Below are 24,207 nucleotides of genomic sequence, written 5' to 3'. Positions count from 1 at the left end.
GCGGTTTACCAATACGATCGCCTCTTCACTAAGTTCGATTGGGAGTTGAGGCGATTGTTTACCCATTTGGGCTAAAGCTTGTGCTGTAAATAGACATTGTGCTCCGCCTTGCCCCGAATTACACTCCAGAGTCGGCTGAACGCACTGAACAACGAGATTCTACTAGAAGGCAAATTCCTTAGCGATCGCTAACCGCAATTTGCTTCAAGACTGCAACTTGTGCCGCGATCGCGTCCCGCTCTTGAGGAGTCAAGTCCGGTGGCAGATTCGATAATTCTGCCTGAGCTAGATCGTTCAACAGCGACGCTCCTGATGTTCCCAGTTTCGATGCTTCAGCCTGTTTAAGTGCTTCGCCCAGCGCATCATACCAGAAGCCTGCTTCAGCATAGATATTGACCTTTTCAGCCTGATTCGTGGCTTGATTCAGTTTGCTTTGTACCGCGGGTGGAACGGCAACAATTTCAAGATTTCCCTCGCTGACCAAATCCCCTGATGGATTATCTGGATCACACTGAATGATCACTTGCCAAAGATAAGTTTTGCCAAGCTGGAGCTTGAGGTTATCAGGAGACAATCTCATAACGCCGGGAGAGCTTTGCAAAGATAACTCTCGAATGGCTTTGGGCTTAGCACTAGGAACCTGTTCGTAGACAATAAATTTCATCGCGCGATTCGCAGAATCGCGCGGAACATACCAGGCAAACGTGGGCTGCTGCGAAGTCGATCGTCCAATATAGTTACGAGAAGCAAGCGCAGTCAGAGCTAACTCTCCGCCCGAACATCCTCTTGTTGTTCCTGCATTCGATCGACGATTTTTAGGTGCAGGTTTTTGATTACCCGGTGCATAGGCTGCGAGAACCGTCGGAGTTGCAATAAGTCCAATCAAGGTGCAACCAATTACAGACTTGATGTTTCTACTGTGAAACCATTGAAGTAAAGACATAGTTATTAGGGGCAAAGATTTTTGGTGGAAGAACAAAGAATAGAATCACGCTTGAGCTAGATTAACAGATTACTATTGTTTCTTGAACCCAGGCTTTAATCTGTTTAACACAAGTGTTTTGAGTCGATATCTAATTTGGGTCAAGTTCAGACGTTTTCCTGTGCTAAGCGACCAGGTTAATCGGCATAAAGTTCCTTTCTCTTTCAATTCAGTTCGCACAAAGTTACCTCTGAGTCTTCTTGCGATCGCTAAACATTGTTTCGTTCCTCGTCCTTGCCAATCTGAGCGAATACCAGCGCCGTTATCTTTAATGCTTAGGATGTACGATCGCTCTCGATATTGTCCGGTTGCACTGAGTCGAGTCAGCCCGCTTGCATGTTTGCCAGCATTACACAAGGCTTCTTCTAGAAATTGGCAAAGTTCACGTTTCTGGTCGATGTTTAGATACTGTTCTTCGATCGGATCAAACGAATAGGCTCTGACCTTGAGGGTTTCAAAGCAGGGAAAATTGCGCTGAAGCGTATGGCTGTAGACTTCATAGAACAGGTCGCGCATCGGTAGCTTTAGATCGAGCATCAAACCACTTCCTAACCGAAGCGTTTCTTCTTGATCGAGTGCCTCAAGCTTCAGATATTCACCGATTTCTCTAATTTCATAGTTTAGATCCTTCAACGCTTCGAGCAATTGATCATGTTCCAAATCTTGATCTTGAACATGCCTTAATAGATTTGCTAGTGTTTGCAACGGACCGCAATGAATTTCAACGAATGTGCGCTCGATCGTTTGGTGTCGTAGCTCGATCTGCGATCGCAATGTTCGATCGTATTGATAAAAAGCACTTAAAATTGCACCATTGATCACTAATCCTAGTAAAGCAGGCGCTGTTGGAATCCACCAACCGAAAAGAATACTGATGTATCCAATCCCGACCATAACAAGACTACTTGCTGCAATATAAACCAAGTTTCTCAAAGGCGATCGCGTCATGCGTCCTAGTACGATCGCAAACATTCCCCACATCACAATCCAGATAGTCTCCCAATGCTTCGACCAGGTGCGGAGCAGGACTCTGCTATCGAGTACAGCACTGACAATATGACTCACGACATGGGCATGAAATTCTACCCCGTAAATCTTTCCGGGAGCCTGCAACGTTGGGATTGCCGCAGTATCAACGTAATCTTTCACGCTCGTTGCCATGACTCCAATCAAAACAATCCGCCCCGGCAAAATGCGCTTTAACTCATCGGAATTTTCGGCGATTTCTCGAAGTGGGAGGATACGAAACGGTTGCTGACCACTTCGATAATTCAGTAGAATTTGAACTCCAAAATCATCGGTATTTACATAGCCGCCATCATTTGGCAGAACGCGAGGAAGCTCGATCGCACCAAATCGCATCGCTTCTGAATCGCGAATTCCATTGTTTAGCTCGATACCTTGAGATTTGAGATAAGTTTCTGCCAGTCTCAGCGGCAAAGAAAATGTGTACTGTTGGGGATCTTCAGGTCGTCGCATTCCCAGCAAAGCGCGTCTGACTTTGCCATCTTTGTCCGGCAGTACATCCGCAAAACTGATTTGCTCAGGAGGTAAATCTGGAGGAGGCGTAATCGCAGTGGGTAAAACCTTTTCAACGGCAACTAAATTTTTCATGCTTTGGAAAGCGGTGACAAGTTCAGCATGACCGGGATTCACGGGCATATCTCGAACAATGTCTAACCCGATCGCGCTAGGTTTGTACTGCTGAATCGTCTTAAGCAGATTAGCAATCGTTCGATCGGGAACGGGGTAGGTTCTTAGCTGTTGAATATCTTTTTCGTCAATGCCAACGATTACCACTCGTTCATCGATCGCTTCAGCAGGGCGAAGACGAAGGAAAGAATCGAGCGTGATGCCTTCTAAGAATTCCAGCGATCCAGTAAAACGCAACAGCAGAATCATTGCCAGAGCAGCAATTCCGGGCAGTGCTGTGACCGCCCATCGAAATAGTCTTGGTCTAAATTCGTGCCAGAGGTTAGACAGCAAGCGTTTATTCCTTCTCAACTAATCAATAAACCCTTCTTCTCTCGCTCGTTTCTCAGTCTGAATCCGAAGGCTTTTCCCATCTTCAAGATAGACACCTAGCACATCCTGAATTTTTGCCCAGTAATGACGCACCGTTCTGAGTGAGACATTCATGCGATCGGCAATCACTTTATCTTCAAGTCCTTCTTCAAACGCAAGATTGAGTAACTCGATCCATTCAAGTTTGACTTCTCCGGGTGGCATTCTCAAATCTTTCGTATGCGTTATCCCTCTCAGTGCTAAATCAATTCGACTCAACATCTCCTGGCTCGAAAGTCCTTTATCAGCGACGGTGAATCCACCTTCATGAGCGTCAATATCTGGTTTAATTCGGACCAATGCTTTCACATAGCTACTTTGTACTACGAGGTTGAGTATCGGATAGCGCTTCATCAGAGTCTTCAAGCTTTTGATGCCTGCGTTGATTTCGGCATTGTCGCCTGGAGATTCTGGTAGGGCGAGATCAACAATGACCAGATCAGGCTGAGAGGCTTCAACTTGCTGAAGTGCCGTTTGAGTCGTTTTAGCCGTTAAGATCTGAGCGTACGGATAGTACTGTTTCAGCAAATCGATCGTTCCATTCAAAATCAGTTCGTGGTCATCGACAACCAGAACTTTAAGTGTCACTTGCTTCGGTAAATTTTCGATCATTTCATTATTGAAACCTCAATCAAAATGAGCAATTCACTGACCTTGAATCAGCAATGGGTAGAGCGCGAAGCTTTATTTCTTTGCTCATCATAGGACAAATTTCTGTTCTGAATCATCAAATTGGTCACTTTTCAATCGAGTTGCACAACTGTGCAACTGAGTTGTCTCAGCTGTGCGATCCACTGTGCATACAAGGTTAAGGCGATCGACAAACTCGGTTGTGTATCGTAGCAACGTTAGGTACTCAGAATGATTTGTCTCATCTCGATGTGTAAACGTTTTTATCAGTGTTAGTAAGCGGAGCTTGAGTTTCCTAATAAGTTCGATTCCAATGAGGTAGGACGATGAAGAAACGGCAAAGCGTAGTTGAACAGTTTTCTACTTTTCTCAGTTTTTCAGATGAATCAAAAGGCTCTGCGCTCAATTGGGGGGTAGAGCCACGGCTAAAATCGATGATCGAGCAGCAAATCCAAGCGCGTCCAGACAAAACAGCGGAGGAGTGGGCGCTTGATTTTCTAAAAATTTCGCAAACAGAAGCGGCACAGTCCTCCTCTGCTCAGTACGCTGAAAAATATTTGTCTGCCTATCTACAGGAAGCGTGTTACCAGTCTGCGAAGAAAGTTCAGCAGCAATTTCAATCGATTCGGTATCAATATTCGATCGCAGATTTGTTTCAAATTGGTAATTTATTTGTCAGCCAACCCGCTAAGCTCTTTCGTAGCTTTCAATCTGGCTATTCACAAACGCGCTTAGAAAGCTATGCAAAAACCGCAATTTTTCGATTTATTGGCAATACAATCTACGCTCAAGATATTGAGGCAAAGCGAGAGAAGTTTTCTGACTATGGACTTTTACGAGATTTGAGTAACAAAGAACTTAAAGAAGCGTTAGCCGCAATTGGAATTCATCCCAGTCAAATTGAGGCTTATTGTTTGGCAAGATACTGTTACCGTGAAGTTTGCCAGTTCCAAACTCGAACGAGTAATCAAAGACTGGAGCCTCCGAATCAAGACGAGTTGATTCAAATTGCGTCTTACTACAATCAGCAGCACGATCGATTGATGCCACCAATTGCCTCCAATTCTGAAACCATTCAGACGATGCTCTTAGCCTGTATTCAAGCGGCTCGCGATTATCGAACTCAAAGAGTGATGACCCTCGATCGTGACGACGTTATTTCTGACTCGGTGCCGACTCCCTGGGAATCTGTCATTCAACTCGAAGAAAGAGAGCAAGCGGAAGCTTTAGTTTCTCGACTATTTACGACCATTCCAGAGGTTGGTCAAACCTTATTCAAGCTTTGGTTAGGCTTAAATTTAACTCAAACAGAAATTGCGACGGTTCTAAAACCGCAGTATCCAGAATTACAGAAGCAGTATCAAGTTGCTCGGCAGTTAAGTCGCTATAACCGGGATCTTCTCAAAGGGTTTCTTTTACAGTGCCAGCAGCTTAATCCGAATCTATCGTCTTCTGACGATAGCGCGATCGCACTCATTCAATCTGCCTTGAGTGATTGCCTACAATCCCACTGCAAGCGGCAGATATACAAACATTTAGAACAGTCTAACGGCTCAGATTGGAGTGACATCATCCGCCAACCCGCATTGCTTCACGCATTCAAACGGCAACTCGCACAAGATTTAGCACTCCGCCCTGACTCTTTAGAAACTGTTAATCAGAAAATCATGGGTGTGATCAGCGAAGGGCTACAATCACAGTCTACTTTAAGTTGATGGAGATTTTGAGCGTCCTAGCCTCTTAGACGAGTAGCATATACATGAGCTTCCGTAAAGAGACCCAGAAAGCTATGATACCGTGTACATACAAGTTTGAATCGCTTCGTTTCAGTCGGCTTCTGCCCCCTAAATCCCCCATTTTGGGGGCGAAGGATTTCGGCAACGACCGATCGATCGACTTGTGTGTACACGGTAGGAAAGCTATGTCGGGCGCTTAAAGTAAAACTTGAAATCAGACCAGCTCTCTTTTAAGGGTTTCTTGATACCTCGGCAGAGATAGATAGGTACATTACTTTTAATGCCAACTGTCTTTTCATGTGTAATGGTGGCAACTTGCTCGACCGAATCAAATCTTGGCGATAGAAAACTTAAGTTGCCACCTACACTGAGAACAAGCTTGCCAGAGTACTCTCTTGATCCCCAAAAATAGTATCCTGTATGTCCACTAATTGCTTTCGGAAGATTGTAGTTTCGACCCCAAAAATCGATCGCGCCCGCATCACTATAGCGCCACGTTAAGATGGCAAAATCAGAGCGATCGTTGGGTGCGAAGCGATCGTAAACTGCTGCAACAGTCGCAACAGTCTTTTCCCACCCTAGCATCGCTCTAAAATGCCAGGGTGCTTGTTCTGCCTGATTGATTGATTCTTTAGAGAGAGTAGGGGGTCGGTAGATGGCATTTGAGTAACGAATTAGCGTCTCGATCGATAAAATGGGCAGTCCAATCGGTGCTAGAAATAACCCGCCGCTCATGAGTAAAGCTAAAAAAGCAGATTTTAGCAAATTGCGATGTTGACAATGCTGCTCAAATACGATCGCACCTGCCGCAAGAAACAGAGGATAAATTGGTAGTAGATAGTAATATCGCGCCTCAAAGAGTAAAAATAATCCTAAAATGACAACAAACGTCCAGCCAAAAGCTCGATATTTTCTGCCTTCCCGTGCAAATAAGTAGTAGTAAACGCCTGCTGACCAGATTGGAAATGCGAGAGGGTTCATCAGAATGATTTGCTGCACGAAAAGATCGATCGCGGACTGAAGCAAGCCTTTTTTCTCGTATAGATTAGACTCTCTTTGATGCTCCAGAAACGCCCAACTGTGCTGACTTTGCCACAAGATAGTCGGTAGGCAGATGAGTAACGCGATCGCACATCCTAACCAAAGCCATCGATTCAACAAAAGCCTTCGGGCTGGCGTAATTAGAAAGCCAACTAGCAGACTGAAGGCAAACAGTGCCATCGAAAACTTGTTCATCAACCCAATGCCAACGACGAACCCTGCAATCAGCCATAGTTTCGGATTCTCGTACTTTAGAATCAAGATTGCGACATAAGCGCATAGCATCCAGAGTAGCGGCTCAAACGCATTCATTGTCAGAATGGTTTGCATAAATAGATACCCAGGCGCGAGAATAACCGCGATCGCAGCGAAACATTGTGCAAATCGCCCTCCACCCAGTTCACGCACCATCATCCCGGTTAAAAATACGGTCAATGCTCCCGCGATCGCAGGAAATAACCGAATTGCGAATAAAGAATCACCGAGCATTCCACGGCTCAGATTCGCCATGACTGCAATGAGCGGAGGAAACTCTGCAAATCCCCAGGCTAAATGTTCTCCAGCAGCCATATAGTACAGTTCGTCTGCAAAATAACCGTACTGTCCATTTGTGAAAAGATGAAGCAGCAGTTTCACACCTGCTAAACAACCTAAAAAGGCAAAATCGCGGTTGTGAAACTGCTTAAGTTGACCCAGCATACGTTCGGTTTTACTGTAATTGGTTCTCAACTATTGAACCATTTAATTCACAGTTGAAGGCGCTTGCATTTGAGATTTTTTAAGACTCCAAGGAGCGTCTTATCTAGTACAAGCAAAGAAAATATTCTAGAAGTAGCATTGTTAGGAATGTCCTCTTGATTTGGTGTAATCTTTCGTTCAAAACGTTCTACTTTTCATCTGTTCTTGCTGCCAATTTAGCCCTTCTACAAAACCTCGACGGTAGTAGAGAAACATACTCAACAAGTAGTGTGACAGAGGAGAGAAACGCTGAGTTGAACCGTTTCTCCAACCCGCACAGTAAAGTCGATACAAACTTCCCATCCGCTCGCACTGCATAACCTGACTCCAATCACTGACTTCGACTTCGTTCACGTTGAATTGCGCCTTGTTATGCACAATCTCATCCTGTTGTCCTGCTCTCAAACTTGTGCAGTGAATGATGGGATGTGCTTCAGATGCGGAGAATTGAGGATAGTCATAGAACACTCCTCGATAGCAAAGACGTTTCATCGCTTTTATCCCTTTGAATAAACATAGAGTTGTATCAGGAATTCTTTATTGCTCTGCTCACCTCCCTAGAAATGAATTTAGAAACCAACCGATTTTCTCCTATGACTTTAGTGGGACGATTAATTGAACGTTTATGCAGGCTTTGCTGAGAAAATAGGGAGTTTTCTGAAAAGTTATGTAAAGATTCAGAGCTAGTTTAGGTTGCATATCTGTCGAGCATCTTGACCGAGGGTTGCTTTAGGATTTTGCAAATACAGTTGAACGCGATCGCAGCCTCGCTTTAACAAGTCATCTAAGCCACCGATTTGCCACAGTTTAGCCGTTCCATCTTCAGCGACGGTGACTAAAGCTGACCCATCCGGGCTAAGGCTCAGGGTTGCTAGATCGCGATCGTGAGCGCGAAAGGCAGTCATTTTTGTTCCTTCCGAATACCACAGACTAACCTCACCTGCGGCTTGAGCAACTGCAACTAAACCCCCTGACGCATTAAAGCTGATGGCACGAATTTCAGCGCTTCTTTCTACAGGAGTTGCAAGTTGTTGAGCAGACAAGACATCCCACAAGCGAATGCTTCTTTGATCACCTGCGCCGTCTAAGGTTGAGAATAAAAGCTTCTGATCGTCGGGTCGCCAGATGACGCTTGCGATCGTATTTGGATCAACCCGCCCCTCTTGTTTGAAGGTGTTCACAGGTTTTCCTGAAGCGGTATCTATCACTGCGATCGTTCGATCATCTCCCACGATCGCTGCAAATTGCTGACCATTCGGGCTGAAACTCACATTGCCACGATAGTTACCTGCAAGTATTTTTGAGGAATTGCCAAAGGCTTCGACGAAATGGAGACCGTTTTCTGCGGTTCCAATCAACTGCTGACTTTGAGGATGAAAACTGAAAGTCGTAAACTGTGGGAATGTTTCGCTTGAATCACTGAGTAGATTGCCTGCTACATCGAACCAATGAAGCCTGCCATCTTCGGTTTGCGTCACTAGTTGACCATCCGGGCGAAATCCAGTGCGTTTAATGACTCCTGGTAGTTGTTTTACAAGCTCTAAGGGCTGAGGAGCTAACCCCCAGAGCCGAACGGTTCCATCTGAGCTTGCAGCCGCTAATACACGATTATCCGCTTTGAAATTGAGACTAACGACTCGACCTTGATATCCTTTTAATTCGGTTGTGGTTGTACCCGTCTCGTTTCTGAGCGAAACAGTTCCGTCTTCTGATCCGGTGGTTGCCAGTTGAGTATTTTCTCGATTAAACGCGATGATCGTATCTGCTCCCAAGACTCGATATCCCCCATTTTGAATGTTCCACAGCAGACTTCTTTCACCATCATGAATCGTTGCATCTTCGCCATTTGGACTGAGAGCAGCACTCATATCTGTGATTGAGCCAGCATTGCCAATGTCTTGTTGATTGATCACTTTGCCAGACGAGTTCAACAGTTGAATCCGTTTCGATCGGGGCTGTTCAGAAGCGGTCACCATCAGCAACTGAGCGTTTTTATCGAAGCCGACTCCTAGAAAGGGGTTGCGAGGATGTGAGAATTGCCGCTGGGATTTGCCGGACAAGTCCCAGAGATGAGCATTGCGCCCTCCCGCACTGGCAAGCACAGCTCCATCAGGACGAAATCGAATGCTGTTTACTTTGTTTTGATGTGCCTGCCATTCTGTGACTTGATTTTGTTGCCAATTCCAGAGCCGAATCTTGCCATCGTTGAGTGCGATCGCAAGCAGGTTGCCGTCGGGACTAAATTGAACCTCAACGACTGAATTTGCAGGGGCGGGTAGTTTAGCAAGAGATTGAGCATTGCGATTCCAGACATGAACACTACCATCGCGCTCTGTGCCTGAGACAAGCAATTGATCATTACGCCAAAATACTTGTTGAACACCGCCCGGAAATCCAGTGAGTCGATCGGTTTCTCGAACGGTGAAAATTGCTTTTCGTAAGGTGCGAACCACTTGAGATTGCTGTTCTTGGTTTGGTTTGAAAGCAATTTGTTGCTGCAAATCCCGCAAAGCTTGTCCAGCCCGTAGACTGCTAATCAAAGCATCTAATGTGACTTGGTCACTCTGTAAACTTGCTTCTGCGGTTTGAGTGTTTGCGAGCATTTGCCCGATCGTGGCGTTGACTTGACCGATTCGAGCCGCGATCGCGAGTCCACCTAAACCCAACATGACCCCAAAAGCAGTTCCCCAGCGAGTCCGAACATTCAACTGTTTTCGCTTGATGCTACGTTGCACAAATTCGGTTTCAACTTGGTTCAGCCAGTTGTTGTCTGGAGAGTTCAAGATTTCTTTGTTTAGGACTTCTAGATAAGGATCGGCATTCCACAAGAAACGGCGCTGTTGGGCAGTTTTCCAAGTGAGGGCGGCTGGAGTTAAACGGCGCTGTAGATCTAAATTTTTCTCTGAATTTACCCAGTCTCGCAGTTTCCCCCAACCTTGAATCAGCGCATCATGGGCAGGCTCTACATAGGGATTTCCTTCAATGTCTTGCCCTTTGACTAACAATCGAGCGGCTGAAAATTGATCAATGACTGTTTTAGCTTGCTCACCTTTTGCAGCCAGATAACTTAGTTCGATATCAGATACTCTGCGCCGCGCCAGTTCTCCACTCCCGATCGCGACCATGCGAAGCATCACATTTTTAATCGTTTGCTCGTAGTCAGACCCTAAGCGATCGCATTCTTGATCGGCGCGTTGAGTTAAACTCCGAGTCACTCCACCCAAAGCATCATAGTCAGCTTGGATAATTGCACGATCGAGAATGATGCCTCGATAACTTGCTTCCTGTTGACGCTTCAAAAAATTCAAATAAAGTTCACTCAAAGCAAAAGATAACAAAGGCAAAGATCCGGGCATATCTGCAACATCATCGATGAGTTGTTGCACCAATTCGTCTGACTCGAAGTACATGACGCGAGCTTCTGCGGGTTTCTCGATCGCGTCTTGTAGCTCTAAGCGAGACATCGCTGGAACATGGAACCGGGCAGATTGCCAAAGGTCTTTTAGCACGAAATCCTGTAGCTGAGGCTCAAAGTCTGATCGCAGCGTGAGTACAACTTTGAGAATATCTGAATGGGCTGCGATCGCGGTTCTGAGTTCAATCAAGAATGTCGATCGTTCTTGTTCATCTTGACAGAGCGTGATTAATTCTTCGCATTGATCAATCACCAGTAACAGCTTGTGATTCGGATTTTGTTGTTTCCAGGCTGAAAGCAGAGTTACATAAGAGATTTGAACTGTTAAATCTTGATTGAGCGTGTGTTTCAGTGCAGTAAACGGAGATTTTCCAGGACGCATCACAAAGGTCGTCCATTTCGCATCGCTTGCGGCTTGCAGTTGGGGAATTAATCCAGCTTTGACGAGGCTAGATTTACCAGAGCCAGAAGCACCAAGCACAACCGTTAACGAGTGATTCTGAACAAATGCTTTTAACTCAGATGCGATCGCGCTTCGTCCAAAAAATAGAGCTTGGTGAACTGTCTCGAATGATTCTAGCCCCCGGTAAGGATTTTTTGATTCATCTAACGCAGGTGCAGGCTCTAGTTTTATTTGTTGACCAGGGGCGAAGAAAATAAATTCACCTTTGTCGTGCTTGTTCAACGACCAGAGTTGCGGCGTTTGACGCTTGCGGGAAGCTTCGGTGGGTAGTTCAACGCGATCGCGCAAATAGAGATACAATTCAGTTGCGGTGATGATTCCGTCTCCGACTGATTTTCGGTTTCCCGATTTTGGCACAATGCGATCGGCGGCTCCTTGAAGTGCCTCGATCAAAGCTGTCGCAAACGGAGAATGTTGACCCTGACCTCGTTCTGTATCGAGTGCAAAACTATCAAACGAAGTTTGATCCGCAGCCGATGACGTAATAATTTGCCACGCGGGATCTTGAACGAAGCGATCGTAGCGTTCTTTGTAAATGACTTCTGGCATTGCAAGCAAATCGCGCTGACTGCTTCCCCATCGAAATGCACCTGCATAACAACAATCCAGAATTCCTAAGAAATGACGACAAGGTAAAGCTTCTAACGCGATTTGGAGCGTTGTCATCGGCAAGTAAGTCTCTGTTTTTCCCTTATCGGCATCACAAGGAATCAGATACCCAGCCGGATCAGCATCACTGTTCAAGGCAATTCCATGCCCTGCAAAGTAGAACAATACGCGATCGTCTGCACTGACCAGTTCAGGCAGCGTCACTTCAATTAGATGACGGAGATTTTCTAAACTCGCATCTTGATCGAGGAACAATAGCACCTTGTACTGATGCTCAGTTTCTAGTAATGTTGCGATCGTCTTTGCATCATTGATCGCGTTTTTTAGCGGTTCGATGCCATGACGATAGTGATTGATGCCAATGACGATCGCAATGTTTTGAGTGAACTCGCTCATTTCACACCTCCAGGAATTTGTGCCTGAATCATGGCTTTTGAGAACACGGACAATGCAGCGGGATCGCTCAAATAGGAGAGATGGTCGCAACTCACATCATAGAACTGCACCTGCTTCCAATTCACATTTTTCATGCTCCAAACTGTTGCTGCAATATCGTTTGCTTGTTGAAGAAATGGAATTGCAACCACTCTGCGAAATAGAGAACGAGACAGACGTTCTAACGCATTGAATTGTTGATCTTTCTGTGCTTGCGAGGCTTTAGAAATAGATAAAACATCACCGACAATCACTGTGTAGGGAATGCCTGGATCTGAGCTTGCCGCTAAAGCTGTTAAGAACTCGGAACGAGGGTGCATTTGATCCAAGGTGATGTCGATCATTTCTATCAACTGCATTGGTCGATTGATCGCCTTGATCAACATTCCCACGATCGGCGCACTCCAAGTACAGTGAGATAGTCCATTGAGTCCGACACTCAGCGTTAATAGTGCCCAATCTTCTAAAGTTGACCAAGGTGTTCCTGCGTTAGGCGTACCCAGCATCAATAGATGCTGAACAATCCGATTTCCTCCTTCGCGTTCAATGAACCAGCGTGAGACGAGTCCACCCAATGAGTACGCGACAATATCTAATTGTTTGCTGTGATTTTCGGTTAGTCCAATCGCAGCAAGTCTTTGTTTTAAGAGTTGAGCGGTTTCTTCGATCGAGGTATTCAGATTTTCATAATCAAATGTGAGAATGACATCATAGCGATCGTGTAAATTTGCGTGTTTTAGACTGGGCACGATGCTTTGAGAATCGCCAATCATTCCATGAATGTAAAGCACAATGCGATCGGCTTGAGCCACTCTTGTTCTGATTTGTTGTAGATCGCTGGTGTAGGTTAACGTTTCATCTGGGTTGATATCTGCGATCGCCAATAAAGGATAGTTAAACTGCAATCCTAATTGCTCGGTCACAACTTTCTGAAAAAAGATCCGAATCGATCCCCCCAAACTCCGCTGACCTTCGCTCATTGGCTCTGTTAACCGCTCTAGAACAATCTCGGTTTGATTTTCTGAAGTTCGATGAGCGCGTCCTAAAGGCAAAAAGAACTCGCCATTGTAGCTAATCGGCAAAAGGTATTCATTCGGTGCAAGCGGCGTTTCTACAAGCAATCTGAGCGGATTAGCGGCGGTGACTTGAGCACGATCGCTCACCTGAGATAATTCCAAAACATTTAACTCTGGCTCATTGCCTCGACTAGGTAAGAATTGAAACGGCTGCATCTCTTGTAAAAGAGGAGGTAATTTACGATTGCCTAAATCACGAGTCGATTGTGCCTCAGTTGTGAGACGTGCATTGGCGCTGAAAGTGGGATGCGGACTCACTTGAACACCCGGCGCGATCGCAACGGTTTGATCGCTAGAAATCGAAACTGTTGGCTGTGGGCGAACCGTCGTAATCACGATTTGGCTAGTTGTCCAATCATTGCAAACAGGTTCCTCTGGAGCAGAGCGCAATTCACGCCGTTGAACTCGGTTCATCAGGCGATCGAGCGTTCCTTGTCCTCGTTCTACACTTCGATGAGAAAGTGTTGGCAAATCTAGCTCAAACTGTTCCAATAAGGTTGCATCAAACGCTGTCGTACTCACGATGAGTTTGAGAATATCTTTTGTTTCAGTCTTGCCTTGTTTCCAGAGCGCTTCTGGCAGGCTTGCATAGATCGGCTGATTACCTAATGCCCAAACTTCTTGACCCGACTCAAGCCAGATTCCTCCTGCTTCAAACAGTCCTGCGTCAACACCATAGCGATCGGTTAAATCGAGTAAAGCACAATACAACGCCTGATTACTGGTATTTCGGAGCTTTACTTTAAAGCTGGGTTGCTTTGGTTGATAAGTGAATTGAATCTCTAAATCTTGTAGCTCTTGATTGTCTTGATAAATCTGCATCTGCACGGCATCTGAAGGAATTCGACTTACAGCAGGACTCGCAAGCTCAGCAATGTTCATCCATCGCGCCATGTGTTCTAAGCGTTGAACTACTTTCGATACAGATTCAAAGGTGTATCCCTCAATGGCAGCAACTAATGGGTGATCGTCCGTCGATCGAGTAATCCAGTAGCATTGCTCTCGTGCAATCAATTTGAATACCGCTTCTTCGGTTTTTGCTTCTTGAACATACAGTGACGATTGAAGTTGAGATCGAACCAGTTCTAAACCGATTTCATCGCCTGCTAAAACAATGCCTTTTGGCGGCAAGGGTAAACTAATGACGATCGCTTTAAAAGTTTGGTCAGGCTGTACTGCACTCCCTTCAATCTGAATTTGGCTTAAGTTCGGCAGCACAGTTAAAACCTGTGCGTGAGCGACCGCGTGAGGGAGTGTTTTTAAACCAGTCGTAGCAGTCTCAAACGGAAACAGTGCAAGAATCGTCGTCTCTCCGAAGGACGGTTGCGGAATGCCATGAATTGCACCGCCATCAATGATCCATTCATAGTCTTTGTGATAGCTTGCTGTGAAGTAATCAACTCGTGAAGCAATTGCACCGCCTAAAAACGGTCGATCTAATTCGCTTGGAACAGTCGCTTCGAGTTGAGGGGACTGTGCGATCACTTTGCTTGCGATCAGTGCAGATGTCCGTTTAAATAAATCTCGAATCGTTAAACTTGTATTCGATCGCTTTAAAGTATCCATCAAATAGTAAGAAAATGCGCCGCGATTTTGACCTTCAACCCGAACTTCTTTCGCCAGTTCACGATCGCGACAGGCAGAGATTAAAACATGCTTTCCGCGTGGCATTGCCCAGTCGGTCACTGAAGAAAGTCGCTCAATTTCTTTAGGTGAGAATAGAAAATTATCGAGCGATCGTACTCGCGAATCGGCGGGAGTCTGCCGCACTGTTACTGCCGAATCACGAGTTCCTGATCCAGAATGGCAACAATCAAGCACGATCGTAATTTGCGGATGATTCTCTGCAACTTCAGCAATGAGCTTCGCTAATTCTTTATCGGCTAAGTCTTTCCCGGTCGGCGTGCGACTGTCATAGCACACTAAAGTTTCATGTAAATGATCCGGCTCGATCGCCCAGAATTCCTCTGGAGTCTGCTCTTGGCTCCCATGTCCAGCATAGTAAAATAAAACGACATCCTCACTTTTTGCTTGACAAAGATGCGATCGAAATCCGTTGACGATCGCGCTGTAAGTCGCTTCGTAGTTAAAGAGCGTTTGGATATGAAGTTGGTGCTGGTCTTCGATGCGCCCTTCCAAATAGTCTTTCATTGCTGTAACATCGTTAACACACCCCTTGAGTGTGGAGACTGGCGATAAATACTCATCAATTCCAACTAGCAAGGCATAAATGTGCTGAGTCATGGTGTTCTCCGATTTAACTCGCGAAATGTTCAGAGTGAATTGTTTTGACGCTAGAAACTTAGTGGGTACGTCAAGAGATTATTTATGCAGTGACCGCCTATTTTCTCAATTCACGAGGTGAAATTTCAGCATGGACTGCATAAACAACATTTGAAGTGACCCAATGAATAAATAGGAAAGCAATGTTGAATTCTATTTCGATAATTCTTAGAATTTCAAGTTGTTTTAGAAAATACTGTTGACCGCTCTACACTGCGATCGACAAAGCAACCGTACGCTCCGTTTATCTGAACCTATCAATCGTCTCATTCCATTTGCCAGATCGCACCCCTTCACTGACATCTTAAGGAGATACAATGCTAGATACTTTCAGACTGATCAATGCTGACCTCAATCCCGATGCAGATGTATCAACTGATATTCTGCTTGACTACTTTCAGCCCTCTGAATTACAACAGCAGTATTGCGAACTCAGTCAGATTTACGTATTTGGGGATAGTCTTTCTGATATTGGGAACACGTTTGACCTGATGCAACAAGCTCTAGGCGAAGGACTTCCGCCAGCACCGCCGTATTTTGCGCGACGCTTCTCGAATGGTCCAGTTTGGGTAGAGTATCTGGCTCGGTTCCTCAAACTTCCATCGAGTCGTCATACCAACTTTGCCGCAGGTGGAGCCACAACAGGCAGTCTCAACACCTTTATTCCAAACAATCCCCACAACTTGCCTGGACTGCAACAGCAAATTGAAAAATTCACTGCTTCACTTCAGGGCGCTCCAGCAGACTCGAACGCGCTGTACATTGTCTGGGTCGGTGCAAATGATTACTTCGGAGGCGGGAGCACCGATCCCACGGTGCCGATCGCGAATTTGTCTAACGCCATTCAGTCCCTCGTCAACGCGGGCGCAAAGCAACTCATGGTGGTGAATTTACCCGACTTAGGCGATTTGCCATCTTCACAAGGCAATCCCGAAGTCTCTAATGGACTGAATGCGCTGACTCATGCACACAATACAGCTTTAGCCACTTCAATTCAAGCCTTGCAGCACACGGCTGGTTCTGATGTCCAGATCATGCTGTTTGATGTGAATGGGATGATGAATCAATTGTTTTTAGATCCAGCAAAATCTGGCTTTACGAACATTGCGGATACTGAATTGGAGAAGCTCTCGCAGTTTCAAGGCTATGCAGATACCTTCTTCTTCTGGGACAGAATTCATCCAACCACGACCGCGCATCTCACTTTAGCAAAAACAGCCGTAGCTCTACTGACACCTGTCGCGACCGCAGTGAGCTAATAGACCGAACAGACCAGAGGGATCATCGCAGCATGGTCTCTCTGGTACAGGGGGTGCATCAACACCGCATCGATTCTACAATTTCTAGGCTCTAGAACAATGCAGTATTTTACATCCCGATCGCTAAAACGGATCGCGCTTGCTTTTGTCGGATGGTTGCCCATTGCTTTCACGATGCCTACCGCTCTAAGTGCAGAGCGCGTTAAACTCTCGTACAGTCTATTTGAACAATCAATCCCGATCGCTTTGCTAGAACCTTACATCAAGACCGGAAAAATGACTCCAGAGCTTGCTGCTTACGTTCAGCAGATCGATGCCAAACAGCTTGCTCAAATGCGCTCTTTCTTGTCAGCTAAAATTTCACTCAATGCAGTTGCTGTGTCTCAGTTCTTATACACACCGATTGGAGAACAGTTACTAAAGCGACTTGAGCAAGTGATTCAAGCAGATGGTCCTACACCTGGTTTTTATGCGTTGAGAGCAGGATTGATTCAAGCTGCTGCTGATCCTCAAGGCTTCACACCGCTCGATGTTCTGATGCAGTTTCCATCGCGAAACGTTCGAGTGAATCTACAACAGGGACTTGAAATTGTAGAAGTCGCAAAGCAAATGGGAACTCAAACTGAACAAGCGATCGCTAAAATCGATCAAGAATCTCGAAGAGAAGCCGATCGACTCCCTACTCCATCCCTAGATTTGCGGCAACCAGGAACGCTTCAATGGCGTAAACAGAGCTTAATTGTGACAGCACGATCGCGCAATCACACAATCCCAACTGATCTCTATTTACCAATTTCTAAAACTCGTCATCCGGTCGTCGTGATTTCTCATGGATTGGGGTCTGATCGAGGAAGTTTTGCTTATCTAGCTCAACATCTTGCATCTCATGGATTTGCAGTGGTTGTCCCAGAGCATTCTGGGAGTAGTTCAGCCCAAATTTCAGCCTTACTGACTGCGAAATCTGCTCATTTGATTCTTCCTCAAGAACTCATCGATCGCCCTTTAGATGTGAAAACGCTGTTAGATCGATTAGAACAGCTATCTATATCTAATCCGAATATGGGTCGATTAGATTTGCAGAATGTCGGGATTATCGGGCAATCGCTCGGAGGTTATACCGCTCTAGCAACGGCAGGAGCTACCATTCAACCGGAGCATCTACGATCGATTTGTCAGACTTCACAAAATTCGCTTAACTTCTCATTACTGCTGCAATGTCTGGTGCTGCAAGTTCCTCAGATTCCAGCCACCGTCTCCGATCCCCGCATCAAAGCAGTGATCGCAATCAATCCAACCGTGAGCGGCATTTTTGGACAAGCAGGGTTGAGCCAAATCAAAGTTCCCACCCTATTTGTTACAGGCAGCGCGGATACCTTAGCTCCCGCTTTGTCAGAGCAAATTCAGCCTTTTACCTGGCTGACAACTCCGCATAAGTATCTAGCGTTGATTGAGGGTGGCACTCATTTTTCCACGATCGCAGCTTCTCCAAGCGAGGTCATTTCGCTGCCTGCTTCGATTAGTGGTGCTGATCCTGCTCTTGCCCGCCAGTATATCAATGTTCTCAGCACTGCTTTTCTTCAAACCTACTTGCGACACGATCAGAACTACCACGACTATCTCAGTTCATCTTATGCAAGATCAATCAGTCGAGCGCCTTTAAAACTAAAGCTTGTTCAAACACTCGGCGATCGACAAAACCAATCGATCGTGCAGTTACTCAATTCCAGCAAAAGACAGTACGAATCGCTCCTTATCCCTTCTTCTTAACATATTTGAACCTTCCGAAAAGCTTGTATCAGCTAGTGTGTTATCAAAGGTGCTGCATTCACAGCCCGTTTATTCAGGAGAATCAGAGATGTTTAAGAAGTTCCTCCAATTCAAGCCGCTTCGGGTCAACATTCCAGCTTTAATCGATATCGTAATGATCTCAGATCCAGAGCAGATTAAGAACATTGAAGCATCCGGGGATGTCGATCGTCTACACGCTTACGAAACGAAAGATTTACCGTGGTGGGTGAGGTTCTTCTTCAAAGCTAGTAAGTTTCATGATGTCGATCGCGACTTGTGGTTTTGTCCGTTTGAATCGACCTCGAATCCCACTTATTCCCCCAGACGGGCTTATCTTGAAGCCAAATCGGCAGAGGGCTACAGCCAAGAAGATATTCAACAGATCGCAGAACTACTGCGAACCAATGCAGACGATGATACACTGGCTCACGCAATGGTACAAGTTGTAAATCGCAGGTTTTTTGGTGAAGAAGTTCCAAACTCGATTACACAGGCTGCAAAACATACAGTGCAGAAGTTAGGAGAAACGATCTTTCCTTGGAAATATCAACGCGGTCGCAAATCACAACAGCAAATTATGGAATATTGTACGCGAACGCTTCCGCCCGATGTTCATCTGGTTGATGCTGGACACAACATTGGCGAAGTGGTTCAAGCAACCGCAGGATCATTAAAAACGTTGAAGCATAACCTTGATCAATCGATCGAAAAAACATTCACCGCTCATCCTCCTACACCTCAAGTTAGCCGGATTGCAGTCAAAGCCTCGACACTGGGGGGAATTTTAGCTGCTCCAACCACGCCCGGAAAAACAGTTGTCGCCTTTAACGTCGGCAAAGCCGCAACTCAAACTCAGGATATTTTGTTTACCTTTGGAACCGGAAGATCAGAACGATCGTGTGTATTCAAAGATTTCTTTCTGGGATTCATGACTGATTTACAAAAGGAGTTACGCTCAAACAGATAATCCGAGCGCTGCAAAACTTCCGATGTCCCTCCGTTATGATTTGATTCCTCTTGTTCATGTAATTCCAAGGAGAACCTAATGTTTGGAATCCCGTGGCATCGTTTACCGCTTCCCTTAGCACTTCTCAAGCTGATTCAGTTTCGCAATAAACTGCGTGAGCATAATCTGCATGATACTTCGCAGCTCCCGAACACCGACAAACTACCAAAGCCAACGCCTAGCCCTGACGATCGACATTTAGTGATCCGGACTGCCGATGGTAGCTATAACGATCTAGAGCATCCCGAAATGGGCATGGCAGGGACGCGATTAGGTCGGAATGTGCCATTGAGTGAAGCGAAGTTCGATGAGAAAAATCTGCTCAATCCAAGTCCTCGTAAAGTCAGCCAAGTTTTACTAACACGGCGTGAATTCGTGCCTGCCACTATCTTAAATTTGACGGCTGCGGCGTGGATTCAGTTTCAGACACACGATTGGTTTAGTCATGGCGATAGTCAACCGTCAGAACAACCCAATAACAACTATGAGATTCCGATCGAAGACGGCGATGATTATCCTGAACAATACCGCCCGATGACGGTCAGAAAAACACTAGAAGACCCGACTCGTGACGGCAATAAAGCGCAACCGCCGACGTTTATTAACAAAGTGACGCATTGGTGGGATGCCTCGCACATCTATGGTAGTGATCAAAAAACAATCGATAGTTTGCGATCGCATATCGACGGCAAAATGAGCATCGGCGAAGATGGTTATCTTCCACTTAACTCAGACGGCATCGATAATGTAGGCTTTTCGGGTACTTGGTGGGTGGGTCTGAGTATGCTGCATACCCTATTTGTCAAAGAGCATAACGCGATCTGCGATCGACTCAAGCAAGACTACCCTGAGTGGAAAGACGATGACCTGTTCGATCATGCTCGACTCATTAACGCGGCATTGCTAGCAAAAATTCACACGACCGAATGGACACCAGGAATCTTGCCCCATCCCGCGCTCGAAATTGGGATGAACTCTAACTGGTGGGGACTGCTCGGAAAAGATTTCAAACGCCTGTTAGGACGCATCGGCGATGGTGAATTACTCAGCGGCATTATTGGTTCATCCACCGATCACCACACGGCTCCCTATGCTCTGACTGAAGAGTTTGTTTCAGTTTATCGAATGCACCCGTTGATTCCCGATGAGCTAGAATTCCATTCGCATCAAGATGGCAGATTCCTGACAAAGAAAGACTTCCCGGAAGTGTTTGGTAAAAAGACTCGTGGCTTCATGCAGGAAGTTTCGCTGCCTGATTTGTTCTACTCATTTGGCATTACCCATCCGGGTGCAATCCGATTGCATAACTATCCGCATTTTCTGCGCCAATTAGTCAAAGACGATGGCGAAGTGTTTGACTTAGCGGCAGTGGATATTTTGCGCGATCGAGAACGGGGGGTGCCGCGATATAACCGTTTCCGAGAGATCGTCGGGCGTGGGCGAGTGAACTCGTTTGAAGAAATCACCAGCAATCCAACGTGGGTGAAGGAACTGCGCGAAGTCTATAACAACGACATCAATAGCGTCGATTTGATGGTAGGCTTGTTTGCCGAAGACCTACCGGATGGGTTTGGATTTAGTGATACTGCGTTTCGAGTGTTTATTTTGATGGCATCTCGGCGGCTGAAGAGCGATCGCTTTTTCACCAAGGACTACCGGGCTGAGGTTTACACTCAACTCGGTCTCGATTGGATTGAGAACAATACGATGCTAACGGTGCTACAACGCCATTATCCGGGGCTTGCTCCTGCTCTGATCGGAGTGAACAATGCGTTTGCTCCGTGGACGCGAATCGGAGCGTCTGCTGCGCTACTGCCATAGAAAGCCTTGTTCAACCGATGGGAGCGGATATTTGTCGCTCCCTACCTAACCCTGATGAGTGACGCTGCGCCTCAACGCGAACACAGTTTGCGCGAAACAGATTGCGACCTCGATGCCACTAAAGCCAGTTGCCAATCAGGGTGAACGATGCCCATTGTGCGGGATGAATCTCTTTATTCTGAGCGAGTAATGTTTTCTGCGCGGCTTGAAGCGCTTCTGCCTTGCTCATGGAAGACCTTAAGTTTTCGTAGAACTGGGCAATCAGTTCCTCGGTAAACGCATCGTCTACATACCAAAGTGATGCTAGGGCGCTTCTTACTCCAGCTTGCACTGTGATGCCTGCAATTCCCAGTGTGGCGCGATCGTCTCCAATTCCCGTTTGACAAGCCGTAAGTGCTAGCAATTCAACTGGCTCCGTTCCTCGACTAAAGCGACGAATATCGTTCTCTAGCTGAGTGATCGTGAGTTTCTGATTGTTGCCCGTGACCAAGAAGCTATCTTCTGGAATCGTGCCAAATTGACCATGCGTAGCAATGTGAATGATTGGGTAAGTGGCTTGCTTGAGTTCCTGCTCTAGGCGAACACGAGTAAACTGCTCATTCACTAGGGTCTTACTGCCCGGCGATCGCTGCACCACTTGATTCAATTCATCAGCAACATTCTCCAATGGCTTAAACGCTTCTCCATCGACGGTTGCGGCTTGCGTTACCCCTAACGCGAGGGTTCGCAGACCTTGAGCATTGAGCGGTTTGGGAGAGGTTAAGCGTAGACCGGGCGTGGTCGCGATCGCATACTTCTGCACCAGAAATCCCTGCCCATCATGCAGCGCTGCCATCGGTACACTCCGCAAAAGTCCATCTTGAATAAACACAAGGGTTTTAACTTTAGCGCTGTCTAAATCAGCAGCAAACGGTCGCAGGATTGCGTTATACAAATTCTGTGCAGGCGCTAAGTAGGCATCTGTCGGATCATAAAATTTCTGAATTTCCAGGCGAAACGTTTTAATGTCTGCTTTTAGCTTGTTGCTATCGCTAATCCAAATTAATTTCTTGATTCTACGATTGTCAGAAGTCGGGAGACTTGCCACGATCGCAGTCCGGTCATCCAAAATAATCGAACTGAAAACAGCGGTGTCTGACCGTTCCAAATCATCTACTCGCTCTTTGTCAAACAGCGCAAAGACGCATTCATCCCCGAAGTAGTTTTGCAATTCGGCTAACTTCAGAGAATCGATCGCATCCAAGGCAGAGTCGAGTTGTTTTTGATACCCTGAACTTGCAATCGGTAGGGATTCTGCCTGCTCAAACCGCAATCGTGCGAACTCCCGGTAAAGTGGGCTAATGTTATCCCGAAAGTTGAACTGCAAGTCTTGTTCAGCAATTAATAAATTGTCTCGAATGCCGCCCTCGCCTTCCAAAGTGGCGATCGCTCGTTCATACGCCTGAGTTGCTTCAGCAAGGTTCGATCGCGCCTTAAAAATTCGCCCTGCCTGCCACTCCCACAAATAGAGACTATCTTTTGCTAGTAATTTTTGATCGGCAGCGAGTCTTGCCTGTTTTGTGAACTCTAAAGCTTTACCGTAGTCTTTGCGACACTCGTAGAGATGACCGAGATTTCCCAGCGCAAAAGACCCAGCGCGAGAATCCTGAATAGATTGAGCGATCGTTACCGCTTGTTGAAGTAGTTTCTCAGCTTGTGTATCGTCGATGGTGCGAGATGGACATTGTGCCTGAAGTGAAGTCGCGCTCTCAGAAGCAATTCGCTGCTGAAGTTCGGCGAGATCGATCGCGGCATACACTTTGTTAGAACTATTCGGCAGCCTGTTCAGCAGCGTTAAAGCTTCTGGCAATCGATTCGCTGCATTGCCGGATTTAGTGCGGGAATCCTGCTGAACCAAATTCAGAAGTGTCCGCATTTGGCTTAACAAATCATTTTGAGCACGAGCGATCTCAAGACTATTGTTAAAGTAACCTAGGGCTTTGCTGGTATCAGAATTTGCATTGCTGATAAATTCACGGGCTTTTGTTTCAGCACCTCTGAGTCTTGCAGAATCTGCCCGCTGCTCGTTCAATGCGGCATGACCGACATACGCATTGCCAAGACTGTTTAGTACAGCAGCACGATAGGTTAGAGAATTGACTCCTTCGGTCGTTTTTAGGCTAGATTCCAATGTTTTGATCGCTTTACTGTACTCCCCTCTGAGGCGGTAGGCTTCACCCAAACTTCCTAAAGCTGCAACTTCTCCAGAACGATCGTTAAATTTCTGAGCAATTTGTAAAGCACTGCCTTCACTTTTCAAACATTGATCTGTCTCAGAAGCGCCGCACAGAAGCGCGATCGCAGCTTTATTTTGTCCCAAGCGACTGTAGGTTTGTGCCTGTTCGGTTAACAATCGCCCAACCTGAACGAATTCTCCTGAGCTGCGGTAGAGCGCGATCGCGGTTTTCCACTGTTCCAATGCGGCTCCTGATTGACCGAGTTGTTGAAATGCGATCGCTAACTTCGCCCGAACATTCGCCTCTGCGGTTAAATTGTTCGTCTTTTGGTAGGTTGTTAAAGCCGTTTGCCAAGCCGCGATCGACCCTGGTATATCTCCCGCTCGATACCGCTCAACGCCCTGCTGGATAGGATCAGCGGGTTGAGCGATCGCGACATAATTCAACCATAAGCAAGTGGTAAACCCTACGAGAAATAGCAGGAATTGGCGAATAGAGGAAAGGCGATATCGGCTCATCAGAGTTAGCTATGGTAAATTCTTAACCAGCATCTTAAACGGATCGCTGACAAGATTGCGATCTAAAAGTGTCACAGTCTTTGCGGCGTAGTTGTACGAATTAAATCAAGGCTTTAATGAGGTCGTT

Annotated in this window: 13 protein-coding genes; 5 read left to right on the top strand and 8 right to left on the bottom strand. The window is 46.2% G+C overall.

Annotated features, from left to right (window positions below; genetic code table 11):
- Nucleotides 1-178 precede the first annotated feature (178 nt).
- The 3 genes from NIES2104_RS03535 to NIES2104_RS03525 all read right to left on the bottom strand — a co-directional run bounded on the left by NIES2104_RS03535 (nt 179) and on the right by NIES2104_RS03525 (nt 3,658).
- Nucleotides 179-943, bottom strand: coding sequence for a DUF928 domain-containing protein (locus tag NIES2104_RS03535; protein WP_058995794.1), 765 nt, complete (start codon nt 941-943; stop codon nt 179-181).
- A 72-nt stretch (nt 944-1,015) separates the two neighbouring features.
- Nucleotides 1,016-2,968 carry a CHASE2 domain-containing protein gene (locus NIES2104_RS03530; RefSeq protein ID WP_058995792.1) on the bottom strand — a complete coding sequence of 651 codons (1,953 nt, stop codon included), beginning with the start codon at nt 2,966-2,968 and terminating at the stop codon, nt 1,016-1,018.
- 18 nt (nt 2,969-2,986) lie between these two features.
- Nucleotides 2,987-3,658, bottom strand: coding sequence for a response regulator transcription factor (locus tag NIES2104_RS03525; protein WP_058995789.1), 672 nt, complete (start codon nt 3,656-3,658; stop codon nt 2,987-2,989).
- A 344-nt stretch (nt 3,659-4,002) separates the two neighbouring features.
- On the opposite strand from NIES2104_RS03525, the gene NIES2104_RS03520 reads away from it, so the two are divergent.
- On the top strand, nt 4,003-5,391 hold the full coding sequence (locus NIES2104_RS03520) for a hypothetical protein (protein ID WP_058995786.1): 1,389 nt from the start codon (nt 4,003-4,005) through the stop codon (nt 5,389-5,391).
- Between the two features lie 204 nt (nt 5,392-5,595).
- Here the strand turns inward: NIES2104_RS03520 and NIES2104_RS03515 are convergent, their stop codons facing one another.
- From NIES2104_RS03515 to NIES2104_RS03500, 4 genes are all read right to left on the bottom strand, one after another.
- Nucleotides 5,596-7,152 carry a glycosyltransferase family 39 protein gene (locus NIES2104_RS03515; protein ID WP_058995785.1) on the bottom strand — a complete coding sequence of 519 codons (1,557 nt, stop codon included), beginning with the start codon at nt 7,150-7,152 and terminating at the stop codon, nt 5,596-5,598.
- A gap of 177 nt (nt 7,153-7,329) precedes the next feature.
- The gene (locus NIES2104_RS03510) at nt 7,330-7,683 is read right to left on the bottom strand and encodes a hypothetical protein (protein ID WP_058995783.1); all 354 of its coding nucleotides are present in this window, start codon (nt 7,681-7,683) and stop codon (nt 7,330-7,332) included.
- A 191-nt stretch (nt 7,684-7,874) separates the two neighbouring features.
- Nucleotides 7,875-12,074 carry a caspase family protein gene (locus NIES2104_RS31570; protein ID WP_058995781.1) on the bottom strand — a complete coding sequence of 1,400 codons (4,200 nt, stop codon included), beginning with the start codon at nt 12,072-12,074 and terminating at the stop codon, nt 7,875-7,877.
- Nucleotides 12,071-15,433: a caspase family protein gene (locus tag NIES2104_RS03500; protein WP_058995779.1), complete on the bottom strand. Its 3,363-nt coding sequence runs from the start codon at nt 15,431-15,433 to the stop codon at nt 12,071-12,073. The genes NIES2104_RS31570 and NIES2104_RS03500 overlap by 4 nt, the downstream gene beginning before the upstream one ends.
- Nucleotides 15,434-15,789: 356 nt before the next feature.
- Here NIES2104_RS03500 and NIES2104_RS03495 point away from each other — a divergent pair, with 356 nt between their 5' ends.
- The 4 genes from NIES2104_RS03495 to NIES2104_RS03480 all read left to right on the top strand — a co-directional run bounded on the left by NIES2104_RS03495 (nt 15,790) and on the right by NIES2104_RS03480 (nt 21,346).
- A complete protein-coding gene (locus NIES2104_RS03495) occupies nt 15,790-16,731 on the top strand; it encodes an SGNH/GDSL hydrolase family protein (RefSeq protein WP_058995777.1) in 942 nt (313 codons plus the stop codon).
- Nucleotides 16,732-16,830: 99 nt separating this feature from the next.
- Nucleotides 16,831-18,498 carry an alpha/beta hydrolase gene (locus NIES2104_RS03490; RefSeq protein WP_072218020.1) on the top strand — a complete coding sequence of 556 codons (1,668 nt, stop codon included), beginning with the start codon at nt 16,831-16,833 and terminating at the stop codon, nt 18,496-18,498.
- A gap of 88 nt (nt 18,499-18,586) precedes the next feature.
- On the top strand, nt 18,587-19,486 hold the full coding sequence (locus tag NIES2104_RS03485) for a hypothetical protein (protein WP_058995775.1): 900 nt from the start codon (nt 18,587-18,589) through the stop codon (nt 19,484-19,486).
- 78 nt (nt 19,487-19,564) lie between these two features.
- Nucleotides 19,565-21,346, top strand: coding sequence for a peroxidase family protein (locus NIES2104_RS03480; protein WP_058995774.1), 1,782 nt, complete (start codon nt 19,565-19,567; stop codon nt 21,344-21,346).
- Between the two features lie 118 nt (nt 21,347-21,464).
- Here the strand turns inward: NIES2104_RS03480 and NIES2104_RS03475 are convergent, their stop codons facing one another.
- Nucleotides 21,465-24,080, bottom strand: coding sequence for a CHAT domain-containing protein (locus NIES2104_RS03475; protein ID WP_058995772.1), 2,616 nt, complete (start codon nt 24,078-24,080; stop codon nt 21,465-21,467).
- Between the last annotated feature and the right edge of the window lie 127 nt (nt 24,081-24,207).

Source organism: Leptolyngbya sp. NIES-2104, from assembly GCF_001485215.1.
Classification (GTDB): Bacteria; Cyanobacteriota; Cyanobacteriia; order Leptolyngbyales; family Leptolyngbyaceae; genus Leptolyngbya.
This window is presented reverse-complemented; position numbering and strand designations above follow the sequence as displayed.